This is a genomic window from Paenibacillus sp. GSMTC-2017 (assembly GCF_016019935.1).
In the GTDB taxonomy this organism is placed as follows: Bacteria; Bacillota; Bacilli; order Paenibacillales; family Paenibacillaceae; genus Pristimantibacillus.
This window is the reverse complement of the sequence record NZ_JAECMT010000001.1, coordinates 223,303-240,005: the sequence shown is the minus strand read 5'-3', so window position 1 is coordinate 240,005 and position 16,703 is coordinate 223,303. Positions and strand designations below refer to the sequence as shown.

The 16,703-nt window shown below is 42.1% G+C and carries 15 protein-coding genes; 13 read left to right on the top strand and 2 right to left on the bottom strand.

Features of this window, described 5'->3' with window-relative positions; all coding sequences use genetic code 11:
- The first annotated feature begins 54 nt into the window (after nucleotides 1-54).
- From I6N90_RS01020 to I6N90_RS01000, 5 genes are all read left to right on the top strand, one after another.
- On the top strand, nucleotides 55-1,068 hold the full coding sequence (locus I6N90_RS01020; RefSeq protein ID WP_197933663.1) for a hypothetical protein: 1,014 nt from the start codon (nucleotides 55-57) through the stop codon (nucleotides 1,066-1,068).
- A 35-nt stretch (nucleotides 1,069-1,103) separates the two neighbouring features.
- The gene (locus tag I6N90_RS01015) at nucleotides 1,104-1,646 is read left to right on the top strand and encodes a sigma-70 family RNA polymerase sigma factor (RefSeq protein WP_197933662.1); all 543 of its coding nucleotides are present in this window, start codon (nucleotides 1,104-1,106) and stop codon (nucleotides 1,644-1,646) included.
- Nucleotides 1,631-3,028 carry a DUF4179 domain-containing protein gene (locus I6N90_RS01010; protein WP_197933661.1) on the top strand — a complete coding sequence of 466 codons (1,398 nt, stop codon included), beginning with the start codon at nucleotides 1,631-1,633 and terminating at the stop codon, nucleotides 3,026-3,028. Before I6N90_RS01015 ends, I6N90_RS01010 begins: the two co-directional genes overlap by 16 nt.
- 504 nt (nucleotides 3,029-3,532) lie before the next feature.
- Nucleotides 3,533-5,017 (top strand): NAD(P)/FAD-dependent oxidoreductase, encoded by a 1,485-nt coding sequence (locus I6N90_RS01005; protein ID WP_197933660.1) that lies wholly within the window; start codon nucleotides 3,533-3,535, stop codon nucleotides 5,015-5,017.
- A 30-nt stretch (nucleotides 5,018-5,047) separates the two neighbouring features.
- Nucleotides 5,048-5,650 carry a TetR/AcrR family transcriptional regulator gene (locus I6N90_RS01000; protein WP_197933659.1) on the top strand — a complete coding sequence of 201 codons (603 nt, stop codon included), beginning with the start codon at nucleotides 5,048-5,050 and terminating at the stop codon, nucleotides 5,648-5,650.
- 192 nt (nucleotides 5,651-5,842) lie between these two features.
- On the opposite strand, the gene I6N90_RS00995 is transcribed toward I6N90_RS01000, so the two are convergent.
- Both I6N90_RS00995 and I6N90_RS00990 read right to left on the bottom strand, forming a co-directional pair.
- Nucleotides 5,843-6,991 (bottom strand): sensor histidine kinase, encoded by a 1,149-nt coding sequence (locus I6N90_RS00995; protein WP_332262373.1) that lies wholly within the window; start codon nucleotides 6,989-6,991, stop codon nucleotides 5,843-5,845.
- Entirely contained in the window at nucleotides 6,984-7,673 is a 690-nt protein-coding gene (locus tag I6N90_RS00990; protein ID WP_197933657.1) for a response regulator transcription factor, read from the bottom strand. Before I6N90_RS00990 ends, I6N90_RS00995 begins: the two co-directional genes overlap by 8 nt.
- A gap of 207 nt (nucleotides 7,674-7,880) precedes the next feature.
- Between I6N90_RS00990 and I6N90_RS00985 the strand changes: the two genes are divergently transcribed.
- From I6N90_RS00985 to I6N90_RS00950, 8 genes are all read left to right on the top strand, one after another.
- Nucleotides 7,881-8,126 carry an ATP-binding cassette domain-containing protein gene (locus I6N90_RS00985; RefSeq protein ID WP_232242470.1) on the top strand — a complete coding sequence of 82 codons (246 nt, stop codon included), beginning with the start codon at nucleotides 7,881-7,883 and terminating at the stop codon, nucleotides 8,124-8,126.
- Between the two features lie 176 nt (nucleotides 8,127-8,302).
- Complete coding sequence (locus tag I6N90_RS00980) at nucleotides 8,303-10,006, top strand: ABC transporter ATP-binding protein/permease (protein WP_232242469.1); 1,704 nt, start codon at nucleotides 8,303-8,305, stop codon at nucleotides 10,004-10,006.
- Between the two features lie 458 nt (nucleotides 10,007-10,464).
- Complete coding sequence (locus I6N90_RS00975) at nucleotides 10,465-11,460, top strand: collagen-like protein (protein ID WP_232242468.1); 996 nt, start codon at nucleotides 10,465-10,467, stop codon at nucleotides 11,458-11,460.
- A gap of 809 nt (nucleotides 11,461-12,269) precedes the next feature.
- On the top strand, nucleotides 12,270-13,160 hold the full coding sequence (locus tag I6N90_RS00970) for a M15 family metallopeptidase (protein WP_197933655.1): 891 nt from the start codon (nucleotides 12,270-12,272) through the stop codon (nucleotides 13,158-13,160).
- Nucleotides 13,161-13,216: 56 nt separating this feature from the next.
- Complete coding sequence (locus tag I6N90_RS00965; protein WP_197933654.1) at nucleotides 13,217-13,759, top strand: VanZ family protein; 543 nt, start codon at nucleotides 13,217-13,219, stop codon at nucleotides 13,757-13,759.
- A gap of 118 nt (nucleotides 13,760-13,877) precedes the next feature.
- Complete coding sequence (locus tag I6N90_RS00960) at nucleotides 13,878-14,579, top strand: response regulator transcription factor (protein WP_197933653.1); 702 nt, start codon at nucleotides 13,878-13,880, stop codon at nucleotides 14,577-14,579.
- Nucleotides 14,572-15,675 (top strand): sensor histidine kinase, encoded by a 1,104-nt coding sequence (locus I6N90_RS00955; RefSeq protein WP_197933652.1) that lies wholly within the window; start codon nucleotides 14,572-14,574, stop codon nucleotides 15,673-15,675. Before I6N90_RS00960 ends, I6N90_RS00955 begins: the two co-directional genes overlap by 8 nt.
- A gap of 94 nt (nucleotides 15,676-15,769) precedes the next feature.
- Entirely contained in the window at nucleotides 15,770-16,672 is a 903-nt protein-coding gene (locus I6N90_RS00950) for a carbohydrate ABC transporter permease (RefSeq protein ID WP_232242467.1), read from the top strand.
- Nucleotides 16,673-16,703: the final 31 nt, after the last annotated feature.

Sequence of the window (16,703 nt, the reverse complement as noted above, 5' to 3'; positions counted from 1 at the left end):
CATTGAATGAATCCTCTAATTATTTGTAGACCAACTAGAGGAGGAAGATTGAATATGAAACGATATAAAGTGATGCTCGCTACGGTGACGGCTGTGGGGTTGTTAGTCGCTTCCGTATCCGTGGTGAATGTGCCAAACAAAGCTTATGCAGCAGAGTCAGAAAGGAAGTTGGAGTCGCTTGCCGACCTTGATCCGGCAATTGTTGATGATGTGCGGCAGACGATGCAACAGCTGTGGCAAGGTCAATCTCTTCAGATTGAGCTGGATGACATTAAAGGAGGCAACGATACGGAATGGTCCATTTCTGCCAAAAATGTTAGTGCATCCGCCATAGTGAACAAACAAACAGGAAAAGTCGTAAGGGTTATGATCCATTACGATTGGGACACGTTCGACGACAGCTTAAAGGAGATCAAAACGTTAAAAGCAAATATTACGGCAACAATTAGGCAATTAGTCCCAAAAGGGAAGCTGCAGGCAGACAGGATCATGCGTTGGAAAGATTTCAATACAGGAGAAGATAGGTGGACATTTTTTAGCAATGAAGATAACAATCTTCAAGGAAACATGGATGCGGCAAATGGTCAGTTGATAGGTGCACACATGAACTATACTCTGAAACAAATAGATGCTGACTCCATTAAGATTGTGCAAGATATGATGAAGAAGCTTACACCGGGAGCAACAAATAAGCTAGCGCCAAATGTCGAGGTGAACATAACTGGAACGCCTGGGAAGAAGGAATTGTACTTTACCGATGTAAAGGGTAACCATGTAGTAGTGCTCGACGATGCCAAGCGGGTAACTGAAGTTAGAAATTATACCAACTACAAAGGATATGTTACCGATAAAGAACTTAGGGCTGCATTTGCAAAGCCTTATTATACGAAAAAGACCGCTCTTGCCGCCGCAAGTCCACTTGCGAAGCAATATTTCAATCTGGATTTGAAAGGTTATGACGTTAAAAGCGATTATGACGAATACACATTTACCAAAAAAGGCAAGCCAACCGTAAAAGGCAACATTAACAACAAGGGGAAATTCTGGTCGCTTTCTGTTATCTACTAATGTGACAGGATGGGCAAAGAGGAGACATCAATGCAGTGGAACTAGAATACGCGATAAAGAGGGCTTGCAAAGGAGACAAGGAAGCATTTGTCACTGCCGTACGTTCGGTTGAAGCATCACTTTACAGAGTAGCGAAAGCGATTGTGAAATCGGATGAAGATTGTGCGGATGCGATGCAAGAAACACTACTGATCGCCTACCGCAACGTGCGAACGTTGCGAGAGCCGAAGTGGTTCAAGACATGGATCATTCGAATACTTATTCATGAATGCTCGCGTATTATGCGAAAGAAGAAGCCTTCTGTCCCTTTAAGCGAGCTCCATACGACGTCTCATGACGATCCATATAGCCGTATTGACACGAAGCAGCTGGTCGATATGCTCGAAGAAGAGCTCCGCATAGTTATTGTTCTGTACTACTTTGAAGATTTGCCACTAAAGGAAGTGGCGCAAGTGCTCGGCCAACCGGAAGGTACGGTAAAGTCGCGCCTTTATCGAGCGAGAATACAGCTCGCTGAATTACTCGGTGCAACGAGTGGCGATGAGAAAGGGGGCGTGCCCGTATGGAATCAAAACTAGATATGGATATTAGGAGACAGCTGAAGGAAAGATCGGACGATCATGATACTATGCCCGAGTATGTTAGAGGACGGTGGGAACAGGCGCTAACCGATCTTCCTGATTTGCCTACTGTTCCTTCACGGAATAGAGCGTTTCGCAAGCTGCTTATAGTCGCTTCAGTTTTGTTCATTCTGCTAGGAGGAATTGTTACATCCGGGTTCGTCTCGCCTGTAATGGCTGAGACTTTGAAGCAAATTCCTTTTATCGGTCAAATATTTGAGACGATAGGTGATGAACGGTTACAGGTTGCTAACAGCAAAGGTTTAACCGTATCCGTTAATAAGAGCGCCACGGATCAAGGCATTACGTTGACGGTGAAAGAAGTGATGTTTGACGGAATTCGCTTGATTATCGGAATGGAGGAGCAATCCACGAAGCAGCTTCCGTCGGTCAAAGAGGACAGTATGCGTTATAACGAAATAGGAAGTAGGGTTCAAGCGACGGTAAATGGCGCTCATTTTGGCTCTATTGAACGAGAGAAAGTATCGATGCAAGGAGTAGGTCGAGTTATTAGTATGCTAGAAATTCAAGCGCAATTTGGAGAAGACCCGGAAGATATAGAGAAGCTCGGTGACTCTTTCACGCTTGAGCTGGAGATACCACAAGTTGGTACGGTCAAAGGACATTGGGTATTGCAAATTCCTATACAAAGACAAAGTGAACATACGTATAAGCAAATACCAATGATGGAGAAAAAGCGGAATGAAGTAACCATGTTCATGCGCTCCGTAGCTACTTCGCCTCTTGGAACGGAGTTGAATTTCCATATGAGCATTCCGTCCGATAATGCTCAAGCGAACGATGAAATGTGGGGATTGGCGTTTACTGCAACGGATGAATATGGTTATCCCTTAGAAGATATGGGCGGTGGGGGCCATATGTTCAACGATATCGTTTGGGATCAGACGCTTTCGTTTGCTCCACTACCGGAGTCATCCAAAACGATTGTATTTAAGCCTTATAGCAGTTTAGGTAAGCGCGGTTCTGGATTCGGATCAAATGTATCAAAGCTTAATTCTTTGCCGCACACTATACAGCAAGGCGATATTGGTCAGGCAACGATAACCAAGATAGAGAAGCTCGAAGAGAAGACGTTGCTGCATTTTGAAGTAATAGGATCGTTGCCTACTTTACAATCGGTTGCTATAGATTTAATTCAAAGCGGAGAGAAGATAGAGCGTAAAGATGTTCGAATAGTAGGCCGCAATAAAGATGCATTCATGTACGTGCAAGAACTTGCCCCAATTGATAAGCAATTGCCGATTCGCCTTTATACTTATACAATGCCGCAAATCGACTTCCATGAGGAATTGGAAATGCGATTTACGGTTCGTAATTAATGTAGATGCGGTTCTAACACTCGCACCACTAATGACTAGTATGCTAATCCGCTAACGAACCTTATTGTGCTTACATTGAAGAAAATAACGTGTCATTTATTCTAACAAACTCTAATGTCGTTATTGCTTAGTTTTTGATCGTAATAAAGCTAGTTTGCTCGGAATAAGCATCCTGGAGTTCGTTAAACATTTTGAACGGTACAATTTGATCAAATAAGAGGTACTGAGTTCGTTAGCAATAAGTTCGGAAACGTGAGTTACCATTAATGACTACTACTGTACTGACTAGCAAACCAACTGTATGACCTTATCAGTAAAATTTTTTGAAGCACCGATAGCGCATGGGAAAACCATAACTATCGGTGCTTTTTATTAATGAGATTCAACTAGTAACACAAAATCAATCAATAGGAAATAAATGGTTGACACAATGACAGAAAGTCGCCTATATTATTAATGACTGACTTGGTCAGTCAATAATATTCACTGAGGAGTGTATAGATAATGAATAATCAAACATCCAAAACGAAAATTGGGACAAAAGCATTGGTCATGGGAGGAAGTGTGGCAGGGCTACTTGCAGCAAGGGTGCTATCCAATTATTTTGAAGAAGTTGTTATTATAGAAAAAGACGAACTGCCAGACAGCCCCACTAATCGTCCCGGTACACCGCAAGCCTATCATCCCCATAGAGTGCTGCTTCGTGGTAAAATGATTGTTGAACGGTTGTTTCCAGGTTATACCGAAGACTTGCTCGCAGAAGGAGCCTATTTGCGTGAAGGCAAGACGATTCAATTAAATTATCGGTACGGTAGCATTATCATTCCCGACGAGCGGGATGTCGGCTGTAGCCGGGCCCTGTTTGAATGGGTGATTCGCAATCGGGTTCGTGTTCTACCAAACGTCAAAATCATTTCCGGCTGCGAAGTTAGCAAACTTGAGATGAGTGTAGACGATAATGGCCAAAAGCGGATTACAGGTGTGCAACTGAGAGAACGCAAAGCTCCTGGACCCGAACAGCCGGTCACTATTCAAGCGGAACTGGTAGTAGACGCAAGCGGGCGTAATTCCAAGCTCGGAAAATGGCTCATTCAGCTTGGGTATGAGGTGCCGGAGCCGGAACGGCTTAAAGTTTCGCTTGGTTACAGCACATGCCACTTTAATGTACCCGAACATTTGAAAGACAAATGGAGCACTATTCTTGTAGAGGGGCATCCAGCTAAAGGGATCGGTACGGGCGTATTCAGCCCAATCGAAAACAATCTAGCCGAAGTGCTGATTTTCCGAGCAGGCGGTCAATCCTATCCTTCTGTAAAAAGTGAGGATTATGTGCGAGAAGCAGAGACGCTATTGGATTCCACAATTTCCGAACTTCTAAAGCAAATGGAGCCAGTCGCTTCGCCACGAGGATTCCGAGTTGCGGAATGTATAAGACATCGGTATGACCAAATGCAAAACTGGCCGTCCGGATTGCTGGTCATAGGGGATGCGCTATGCAATTTCGATCCGATTTACGGGCAAGGTATGACGGTAGCCGCTATTGAAGCTGAAATACTCGATCTCTGTCTGCAAAATCACTTGAACGGCAATAAAGTCGCATTCGAGCGAAATGTGCTGGAAAAAATGCAAGAAGCGATCGAACCGGCATGGTGGCTTAGCGCAGCATCCGATTTGCAGTGGCCAGGGGTTGAATATTCCGGTGGGTATTCGATGGAAGGATTCAAGTTTGTTCAACGCTTTTTCGATGAATATTTAACGCAAGCTATTGGAAAACAAAATATTGAAATGTTTGAAACGTATATGATTATGACTTCTCTCCTCATCGCGCCAAAAGAGATTTTAAATGTAGAGAAGATCCTTTCCGTTCTGAATGAGGCAACAACGGAAGAAGGGTTAGAATTAAGGCTGGAATATTCCGGCGAAGCTGGAATTCTACGACTGAAGATGTTTCTCGAAGAGCATATCCCGACCTTTGCATTAACGTTTTAACTTTTATTTCAAAATTGAAGGGTGAGCTTGTTGGCCAGATATAAAGAAGAGCAACTGCATGCACTACGGGATGAACGAAGAGAGCAGATTATGAATGCTGGATTTAAAGTATTTGCGAGAAGAGGCTTACTCGGTACAAAAATGAGCATGGTAGCGGAAGAAGCAGGTGTCAGCAAAGGACTGCTCTATCTGTACTTTTCATCGAAAGAGGAATTGTTTATCAACCTGATTCGGGAAGCAATGGAAGGTGCAATTGCTGCTATGATGGAGCTTGAGGAAATGTCTGGATCAGCTACTGATAAAATACGCGTCTTCACCGATGCCACTTTTAATGAAAGTGATAGAAATTATTTCAGACTTGTCCATCATGCCTATACCTCGGATGAAGTTCCCGAAGAAGCTAAAAAAATGCTGACCGGCCAGTATTCTTTATCCGCGTTTGTCGATCGGCTGGAGCCGATCTTTGCCGAAGGGCAGAGGACGGGAGAGCTTGTGGGAGGCGATACGAGAAAGCTCGTTGCTGCTTTTCTAACGTCAATTCACGGTCTAATGTTAATTGATTTGGATGAGGGCAGCCAATATTTGCTTCCGGATACCGATACTTTGATGCGTATGGTGACAAAACGGACGTAATATCTAATTGCAAAATTAATACTTCGAGTAAATCGCGGTTTTTTTGTTTTATCGGTACATATTCTTGGCAATATACAATGTCAAAAATATGTACCGATTGCCGAGGAGCAAACGAGCCAGTGTTATCTTATATCACAATAAATTGAAATCGTCGACAATATCTTTTCTAGACCGCCTAAGATAAACGAGTTACTAGATTTTTAAGATTACATTAAAGCAAGTTCCACCATTTTCATTATCGGTAACAGTAATTGTACCATTATGCTTTTTGATAATAGTATCAACAATCGAAAGTCCTAAGCCCGCACCGCCTATTTGACGAGAGCGTGATTTGTCAACACGATAAAAAGGTTCAAATGTATTCTGCTTGTTTTCTCCGGCAATACCGATACCTGTATCTATAATCCTGATTGAAACCTGTTCTTTACTTAATCTGTTTACAATAACCCCAACCGAACCGCCGTCCATATTGTACTTAATTCCATTTTCCACAAGGTTATAAAACGCACGATACAATAAGTCAGTGTTTCCTGTAACAATGCTACTATCACAATCTAAGGACAGAGTAACATTTTTGTCTTTGGCCATGTGCGAAAGCTCGGAAATAATGTCCTCGAAAATATCCTTAACGTAAATGCTGCTTTCCTCACAGTTATCGTCCATATTCGTCATATCTAACAGGTTGCCGACGAGTCCTCTCAAACGATTTGTTTGCTTTTCAATAACAGAAATAAGAGCATCATATTCCTCATTTGTATGATCTTTTCTCTTCTTAAATAAATCAACCTTTGTTTGTAACACAGCAAGAGGTGTTCTAAGCTCATGGGCAGCACTTGCCGAAAATCTTCCTTGCATCATAAAAGCGTTGTCCAGCTTATACATCATTTCATTAAATGTTACAGTAAGCTCTGCAATTTCATCATTTGTAGACGGCACAGATAATGATTTAGATAGATTACGCACATTTATATTTTTCACTTGACCATTTAACGTATTAAGAGGTTTTAATGCCTTGCCTGAAATATAGTAGGTTAACAATCCCCCGCCAACAATAACTAATAACATATAAATAATACTTTCGATTCTATAATCCATTCTTGCTTGCTCAGAATCCTCAGATGACACGGGAGCGACCATGCTGCCTGCCGGTGATTGAAAGCTTTCATCAACCGATCCATCTTCTGCGACTTTTTTGGCCGGTACTACTAAAGATGCATCAATCCTTGTAGCCATTCTATTAGCAGATAAATTTAGTATTAAGGTAAGACCTACACAACAAACAGTTAAAAGAGCAACAGTCATAACCGTAAGTCGCAATCGAATTGGCATTTTTTTAAGCATGAACATCACTATCCTTATCTGATACATAGTATCCTACGCCGATTTTCGTTCCAATGGGGTCATACTGTAAAACAGCCCGGAGCTTCTTACGGAGTGTCGCAATATGAACTCGAATAGCACCACTAAAGCTATCCGCATTTTGATCCCAAACATGTTCAATAAGCTCTTCTTGGCTAACCACTCTATCCTTGTTAAGCAAGAAATATTCGAGCAATGCAAATTCTTTTTTTGTTAGTGAAAGTTCATTTTCATTAACAATTGCAACACGCTTTGATAAATCAACATTTATTGCACCGCAGGATAGCATACTACTTTCTTGCACAAACTTTCGTCTTAACAAATTTCGTATTCTTGCTTCCAACTCGGCAAAATCAAATGGCTTCGCCAAATAATCATTAGCACCTAAGTCTAGGCCTTTTACTTTGTCATTAACACTATCTCTGGCACTGAGAATAAGCACCTTTAATTCCGGCCGTTCATCTCGTATTTTTTCTAAAACCTCAAGGCCATCCCATTTCGGCAAGTTTAAGTCAAGGACAACCAAGTCGTAATTTATATCATATAAAAGCTCATAAGCAGCTTGACCATTGTCACATGTATCAACAGCATAACCCTCTATTCTAAGTCCTTCCGCAATCGCTTCTTGCAAATCAAGCTCATCTTCTACAATAAGTATCCTCATACGCAAATCACCTCTATTACGATTGTACCTAATGATAGGTTAGTTCTATGTTAAGCACTTAATAGGGATTTAACCTCGTTTGTTATACGATTGTTGCATCAAGTTTAGGAGGTACAAACATAGATATCAAGCAAATCAAGTAATAACAAGGGAAACGGAAACTATCACATATGAAAATAAAAAACACATCAGAGAGGAAGTACACAAATGTTTGAAATTAAAAATGTATCAAAACAATATGACGGCGAATTCGCGTTGAAAAATGTTTCATTTGCAATGGGAAAAGGATTGAATTTTATAGTAGGAGCTTCGGGTAGCGGTAAAACTACTCTTTTGAAAATCATCAGCGGTATGGAACAACATTTTGACGGAGAGGCTCATTATTGCGGAAAGAGCATTAGAGAATTAACCACTAATGAAAAAGGATATTATTACAACAATATATTCGGATAGCCGTTATTGCTTACTTTATAATTGCTATTACCATTATAAAGACCAATACAACAACAGCTTTGAAGTCAGGTGACAGATAATGATTAGAATAAACAACCTTAAAAAAAGGATATGATCGTTCACTTATTTTTGATAAAACAAGCGTTACCTTACCAAGCAAAGGATTGATTTGCCTTTTGGGTGCATTAGGCTCTGGTAAAAGTACACTGCTTAATATGATTGCAGGCTATGACAGCCATTATAGCGGTGATATTACTGTGTGGGGTACTTCGATTAGCAAGCTGAACGCTGATGAATTGTGTGCCTATCGCAGAGATAATATCGGGTTTGTCTTTAAGAATTATCATCTTTTAAGTGGATATACCGTACTTGATAACATCTTTCTTGCATGTGAGCTGAACACTTCAAGTGAAGAGGAAAACAAAAAAAATGCTAAAGAACTGTTAAATAAACTGGGATTATCAGCAAAGATTAATGAAAAAATCGAAAATCTTTCGGGTGGTCAAAAGCAAAGAGCTGCTATTGCAAGAGCATTAATTCGTAATCCTCGTATTGTGCTCGCTGATGAGCCGACCGGATCATTAGACCGCAGCAACTCCAATGAAATTATGAAGCTTTTAAAAGAGATTTCAAAAGATCGTTTAGTTATTGTGATTACTCACGATCAAAAGGTTTGTAGCTTTGCAGATGACGTCATCCATATTGAGAACGGAAAAATTATTGCAAAAGAGATCAATACTGGAACTGATCTTACTACTTCTAATAAGCTCAACTTAAATAAGGCAGTCAAAGTATCTGTGTTCAAGCGAGGGCTTAAAAACTTCAATGTTCATATCGCACGCTATATTGCTGTCAGTCTGGCCATATCAATCGGTATTCCTGCATTTATGCTCTCTCTATCGTCGGGCAATATTATGGAGAAATCTATTTCAGATTTTAAGGATAAAAACACCGCCTTTAACAATGGTTATATCAAAGGTGGGGAGGACGACGGAACTGTTTTTAAAATACTGACTTCCGATGATCGCATCGAAAATGTTTATTATCAATACAAAATAATGGATGTGACTTTAAGTGTGGGCGATATATCCGAAACGATGGCAGAAAAATATCCCCTGCCAAAGGCGACTGAAAATATGTCCTATGGTACTATGCCAAACACAGGTGAAGAGCAAATCTCACTTAGTCCGAGCCTTGCTAAAAAGTTTGACAATGATATCAGTAACTTGCTAGGTAAAGAGCTTACCTTAAAACATGGTGAACAAGAATTCATGCTTACGATAAGCGGTATTTATAATGCCGGCTATGATGATTTCTTTATAAGCTCCGACATTGAACAGGATTTTTATAAAGATAGGGAGGGTGAGAGGAGGTATTCCATTAGCTACGATGTCAAAAACTTTGAAGATATTGTGTCTGTAAGTCAAATGCTCACTGACAAAAATATCGAAAGCAAAACTTCAGCCAAAGAAGTAGGCGCTTTACAAAGTACGTTCGACAGCCTTAGCCGTTTGTTCTTGATCGTTTCTATTCTAATTTTAGTAATTGGTTTGTTTATTAGTACAGTACTGCTTATCAAACTGCAAAATTCGAGATACAAGGAATTAGGACTGCTGTCGGCTTTGGGATTTAATAAAGGAACAATAGGAAAAATGATTGTCAGCGAAAATCTGCTTTTATCGGCAATGTCATCTATATGTAATGGTATCCTTATTGGCTCTACGTATTTAATCAGTATGATCTTTAAATTAGCCATAATCATTACACCATTACAAATCTTACTTTCCGTACTTGCCACTGGCGTTGTTGTTATTCTAATTTGTATAATAGCCAGCTACAAGTTAATCCGTACAGATCCTGCAGTAGCGTTGAGAAAGTAGTAAGTAGATCACGATCACGACCATCACGTCCTGTCAACAATGTTTAATAGAGCTAGACCCTTCTGCTAATGATGCAGAAGGGTTTTTTTCTGACCCTGAATCGGTACGCATGAAAACAGAAATCGAGAAATTTAAATGCAAAATTGGCGAATCTAAAAAATCCAGACGTTCGTTTTTAGGAGTGATAGATTTTATCGTTCTTAAAATTAATTGCAAAGTACAGTAGTGACTTGCGGCATTAAAGTCCTATGAAAGTATTAGGTTTATAGTTAATAAGAATGTCCTGAGGGAGATTGTATTTTTCTATCTCATTCCTTTTTAATTTGATAGGAACTTCATTTTGTCCAGCGCATATGATATAAAGGATAATTTATATAAGTATGAAAGGGTGATACCAATTGTCTCAATCAAATATCCCCAATATTACCCCTAGTATTACCATTACTAGAGATGATGCATTGAATCTATTATTGGCATCGATTGCCATCGAGGAATTAGGACTGGGACACATTATTAATGCCGAAGCAGAAAAAATACAATATGCCGTTGGTACGTTACCAGGGCTAGCTACTCCAGCAACCATTAGTGACTTACTTGCTGTAGATGAAAGCGTTAAAAACACTATACAGGAAATAATTAAGAAAGAAATGCTCCTCCAGTTTAAACTAGAGAACATCTTATCAGCTCCCTCTTTAACTGGCCCAACCGGAGCTACTGGTGCTACGGGGCCATCTGGTGGTCCAGTAGGATCAACGGGAGCAACAGGAGCTGCTGGAGCGACCGGAGCGACCGGGGGTGTTGGAGCAACAGGAGCAGCTGGAGTCACCGGAGCGACCGGGGATGTTGGAACTACGGGAGCATCAGGAGCTACTGGAGTCACCGGAGCGACCGGGGATGTTGGTGCAACAGGAGCAACAGGAGCAGCTGGAGTCACCGGAGCGACCGGGGATGTTGGAACTACGGGAGCAACAGGAGCTGCTGGAGTCACCGGAGCGACCGGGGATGTTGGTGCTACAGGTACAACCGGGAATATACTAAACTTTGCTGATTTTTTTGCCTTGATGCCTCCTGATAACCCAACGACAGTTGCTCCCGGTACAGACGTAAGTTTTCCACGTGACGGCCCCGCTGGTGGGGCTACTATTATCCGTACTGGTCCCAGTTCGTTTAACTTGTCTGCAATTGGTACCTATTTAGTCATGTTTCAGGGGAGTATGAACGAACCAGGCCAAATGATATTAACTCTTAATGGCGCTGACTTAACGGATTCTGTAGTCGGGCGAGCAACAGGTACTTCTCAAATGCCAGGAATGGGTTTTGTGCAAACGACAGTCATCAATTCAATACTAACTGTAAGAAATCCAGCCGGCAATTCCACAGCTCTAACAATGACCCCTCTTGCTGGAGGAACAAGGCCTGTATCTGCGCACCTTCTTATCATACAAATTGCATAGGGGGTAGGGAAGTGCGCTTTTATGACAGTTGGAAATTTTCGTAGCTGGAAGAATGGAGCCTTATAAATTCTTCACTCTGATTGTTGGATACCAACTGAAATGATAGAACTGATAAATATAGAAAATTCGGGATATTACTTTTGACATGAAAAGAAATCTCTAACTTAAGTAATTGGTTTTGAGATACTACCTTTACTATTAATGAAATAAATACGAATATAAGGGTCCTTGTACCAAGTTATATAAAGGATAACATCTCGAAGTTTAGTAGATGAGACAGGTAGATAAATCGGTATAGATTCTAGCCATCCGACACGTAAGAAACAACTCAACGAGGCTATCGGTATTGAACGGCAGCCTCGTTGAGTTAAACTTATTTTAATTAGTTCAGGGTGATTCATAAGCCCTACTTTTTTTGGACACTTTTCAGATAATATAGGATTTTCTGGTACAATATGGAGTAGTTTTGCATCCTAAATAAACACATTGCGTTGCTTCTGCACACAAGTCGACAACAACATTAATGCCTTTAATATTCGTAGCGCCACCCATGAAAATGCGCTTCTCATGCATTCCTAAAGGGTTTTTGTGTCATTAAGATAATTTGTTGCAGGATGTCAAGATAATGTATAGATTCGTGCACAAGGCCGGCCATGTCGCGCAGAAGCTGTACGAGCTGTACTGGGAATAATCTGCTTACTAACAAGCCCGCTCTTCAATTTAAGAAAAACTTTAAGTTTGCCACCATTTCATTTTTAACAATTTCCTCTATCCTTCTAATATACAAAGAAGCAGGAGGAAGCTGGAGCATGAAGAAATGGTTTTTTTGTTTTTTTGTTTTATTGCTGCTGGGCTATGGATTCAATAAATTTAAGACGGATATGAGCGGTTTACCCAATGAATCGAAACTACGTATGGAAAGTACAAATATGGCTGAAACGAATTCTCAAACAGACGGTTTTACATTAGAAGTATCACAAGAAATGATATTCCAAGGGGATTTATTGCTCGTTAACAAGGACCATCCCGTTCCAGATGGTTTAAACCCTGAGATGGAAGCGGTAAGTCTGGTCAGAAACCCTGAGCTAATCGATGGTTTCTTCGGCGTGATTGATAACACTGTTGAGTTATCGCCATGGATGATGGACAAATTCCGGGCCATGGTCAAAGACGCAGCCGAGGAAGGAGTCGTTCATTTCTTGATTACCAGCGGATACCGAAACGAAGTCAAGCAGGAGGAACTGTATCGTACGAAGGGAGCGGAGCTTGCCTTGCCAGCGGGGTATAGTGAGCACAACCTCGGTTTATCGATGGATATCGGCTCTTCACAAGCCCAAATGAGTCATGCGCCGGAGGGTGAATGGCTAAAGAATCATTCTTGGAAATACGGATTTGTTTTACGCTATCCCGAAGATAAAACAGCAGTGACAGGTATTCAATTTGAACCGTGGCATTTCCGTTATGTCGGTTTGCCGCATAGCGCAATTATGTGGGAGAAGAATCTCGTTTTGGAAGAGTATCTGGATTTTCTGAAGGAACAGAAGTCGGTAAGTACAACGATCGGGGAGGATAACTATCAAGTCTTTTACTATCAAGTGACCGGAAATCACACGATCGCTGTGCCAGTGCAAGGCGAATATGAGATTTCCGGCAATAATCAAGATGGTGTTATCGTTACGATTCGCAAATCAGCAGGATAATGAGGGGAGCAGGACGAATGATTACAAAAGTGGGCGTGGTGCCAGCCACCGAGATAATGAGATATACAAGGGTCAATCACAAAACGAAAGCAAGAAGAAGAGGTCGGCTGAGCATACTAAGTCTCCGAATCCTGCTTGGTCTTTATTTAATAATGCTGGTCAAAATTATCTTATTGAAGTTTCACTCCTTGGACCTAGGTTTTCTTTGGGGCCGTCTGCTTGCAGGGCTTCAGCAGCCCGGATTGCTTTCCCGGCAACTGGATACAGGCAATATAATTCCATTCCGAGAAATCTCCAGATCGCTGCATTCGATAAACGGCCACAGTATTGTTAACCTGCTTGGCAATGTGGTGATTTTTATACCGCTCGGCATTTTGCTCGGACTACTATTCGATCACGAGAGGATGGCCGGAGTGAGAATATGGGTCTGTTCACTCTTCTTAAGCTTGAGCTTGGAGATAGCTCAGCTTTTGTTCATGATTGGCCAATTCGACGTTGATGATTTGTTGCTCAATTCCTTAGGAGGACTTCTCGGCTACGCGATATGCCGAGCAGTTGTCATCACCTTCCGCTGTGTATCGAATGAAACGAACATGTGAAATTACACATTTTAACTGGGAATCCATTAAAGAATATGTCAAATTGGAGTTTAAACCTTTATTGGAAAATGATTAAAAAATGACTTCAAAAGTTACTACTGCGCGAGGAGAGAACACCATGAAATCGATCAATATATTAATTGCGGATGATGAGGCAGAAATCGCAGATTTGATTGAGTTGCATCTGGTCAAAGAGGGTTACCGGTGCTTGAAAGCCGCTGATGGACAAGAGGCCATCGACATAATCCGGACGCAGTCCGTGGATTTGGCGATATTAGATATCATGATGCCCAAAATCGACGGGTACGAGTTGGCCAGGTTAATTCGCGAGAGCTATCATCTGCCGATTATTTTTTTAAGTGCCAAGGCGACAGATCTGGATAAGATCACCGGTCTGGTTCTCGGTGCTGACGATTATATTACCAAACCGTTTAACCCTATGGAAATGGTTGCACGGGTGAACGCCCAACTGCGTCGCTTCATTCAGTTGAATCCTTCAATGGCAACTCAAGCAGATAAGTCTATGCTGGAGGCGGGAGGACTCGTAATCTATCCCGAACAGCGAACGGTATTCTTGTACGGCAACCGGGTAGACCTTACGCCCAAAGAGTTTGATATATTGGTGCTACTTGCCAGCCATCCGAAGAAGGTATTCAGCACGGAGCATATTTTTCAGCAAGTGTGGGGCGAGGCCTATTTTGAAGGCGGGAATACAGTAATGGTGCATATTCGAACGTTGCGTAAAAAGCTTGGGGAGGACCAGAATAAGAACAAGCTGATTAAGACTGTCTGGGGTGTAGGTTATACATTCAATGGCTAAACTCAATTTTCGAAGCTTCCGTTTTCAAATGATCCGTCTATTCGGGTTCAGCATGCTGCTATCTGCCGCTACTACCTTTCTGATTTACTTAATGTTGCAGCAGTATTATTATACGCAGCTCTTTGATAGTCCTATGTTCCGAGTTCGCGAAGTTATTCGAGATATTGGCGATATTAACACGTTTCTGATCATTTTCTTCCCGATTTCGTTTTTTTACTTCTATTTGTTAACCCGGCGTTATGTTTCATATTTCCGGGAAATTTCCCGCGGGATCAACCAGTTATCTGGGGGAGATTTCTCCTATCGGGTCGATATCCGGTCAAATGATGAAATCGGGGATATTGCTAGGGACATAAACTTGGCAAGCGAAAAGCTGAAGCAAGCGGTGGAACGCGGAGATTTCGCCGAGAACAGCAAGGAGCAGCTTGTGCTTAACCTTGCCCATGATTTGAGAACCCCGCTGACTTCTGTCATCGGGTATTTGGATTTTATTCTTAAAGGCAAAGATTTGACCATTGATGAAATGAAGTACTACACGACGATTGCCTTCACGAAATCGCAGCGACTCGAGAAGTTGATCGACGAGTTGTTTGAAATTACGAGGATGAATTACGGAAAGCAAAATATCCGCCAAGCACCGCTCGATCTGAGCGAGCTATTAACACAATTAAACGAAGAAATGTATCCGGTATTCGAAAAAAACGGGCTGACCGCTCGCCTAGCTATAGCTCCAAATCTAATGGTATCTGGTGAAGGTGACTTGCTCGCACGCGTGTTCGAGAATCTGCTGTCTAATGCCAGTCGTTACGGTAAAGACGGCGAATATATTGATATACGTGGCAGTCAGGAGCAAGAGCAGGTCGTCATTCAAATCGTCAATTACGGCAAGTTTATCCCGCCTGACGAGTTGCCGCATGTGTTTGACATGTTTTTTACCGGGGATCGTGCGCGAACCCAACAGGAAGGGAGCACCGGGCTTGGCTTGTTTATCGCCAAGAACATTGTAGAACAGCACGAAGGCACCATATCGGTAAAAAGCGACCGCATTCGTACCGAATTCGAGGTGCGATTGCCTTACTTGATCTCATCTATTTAAATGAATCCATTTTAGGAAAAGTTAAGAATTAACCCGCTTCTTTTTTTAACAGTCTGGCCTATGCTTAGAGCATCAACGGCAGGAGGACTGAAAGATGAAGAAGTGGGTTTTTTTGCGCGCTCCGCTACGCATGACTTGGTGGCTGCGCCGAGATGCTACGGCAGCATGGCTGTTTCTCGCGCCAAGTGCAGCAGGTTTTGCCATGTTCTATCTGATCCCGTTTGTCATGGGGGTTATGTATTCGTTCATGAGTAGCGCCTCTGGGGAAAGGTTTGCGGGTCTTTCGAATTACCGGGAGCTGCTAGCTAGCGATTCCTTTCGTAAAGCGGCTTCTAACACCTTTTATTTCAGCGCGGTGAGCGTTCCGCTTATGCTGGCGTTGTCACTGGGACTTGCGTTGTTGCTGAACCGGAAAATATACTTCCGAAAATGGTTGCGAACCTCCTTTGTATTACCGCTTGTCGTTCCGGTGGCCTCTGTCATTATTATCTGGCAGATGATTTTTGACTGGAACGGGGCTTTGAACTACGCGCTCAGTTGGTTCGGCATCAACCGTGTGGACTGGATGAAGACTGATTCAGCCCGGAATGTGGTCATAGCGGTGTATCTGTGGAAAAACATCGGGTACAACGTCATCTTGTTTCTAGCAGGACTCCAGCAAATCCCAAAGGATTATTACGAAACCGCGCAAATTGAAGGTGCAAGTCGTTTTCGCCAGTTTTTTGGGATTACACTAGTCTATTTGACCACGACAACGTTTTTTGTAGTCATTATGTCGATCATTAATTCCTTCAAAGTGTTCCGGGAGACGTATTTATTGGCTGGTGATTATCCGCATGACAGTATCTACATGCTACAGCATTACATGAACAACATGTTCGTGTCACTAGACATTCAGAAGTTGACGGCGGCGGCCGCTTTGATGGTGTGCGGCATCATGGTAATCGTTCTTGGGCTGTTCGGGATGGAGCGCCGGTATCGACAGTTCATGGAGTAGGGGGTGGAGCTTTGCGAGTCATTACAAGAAT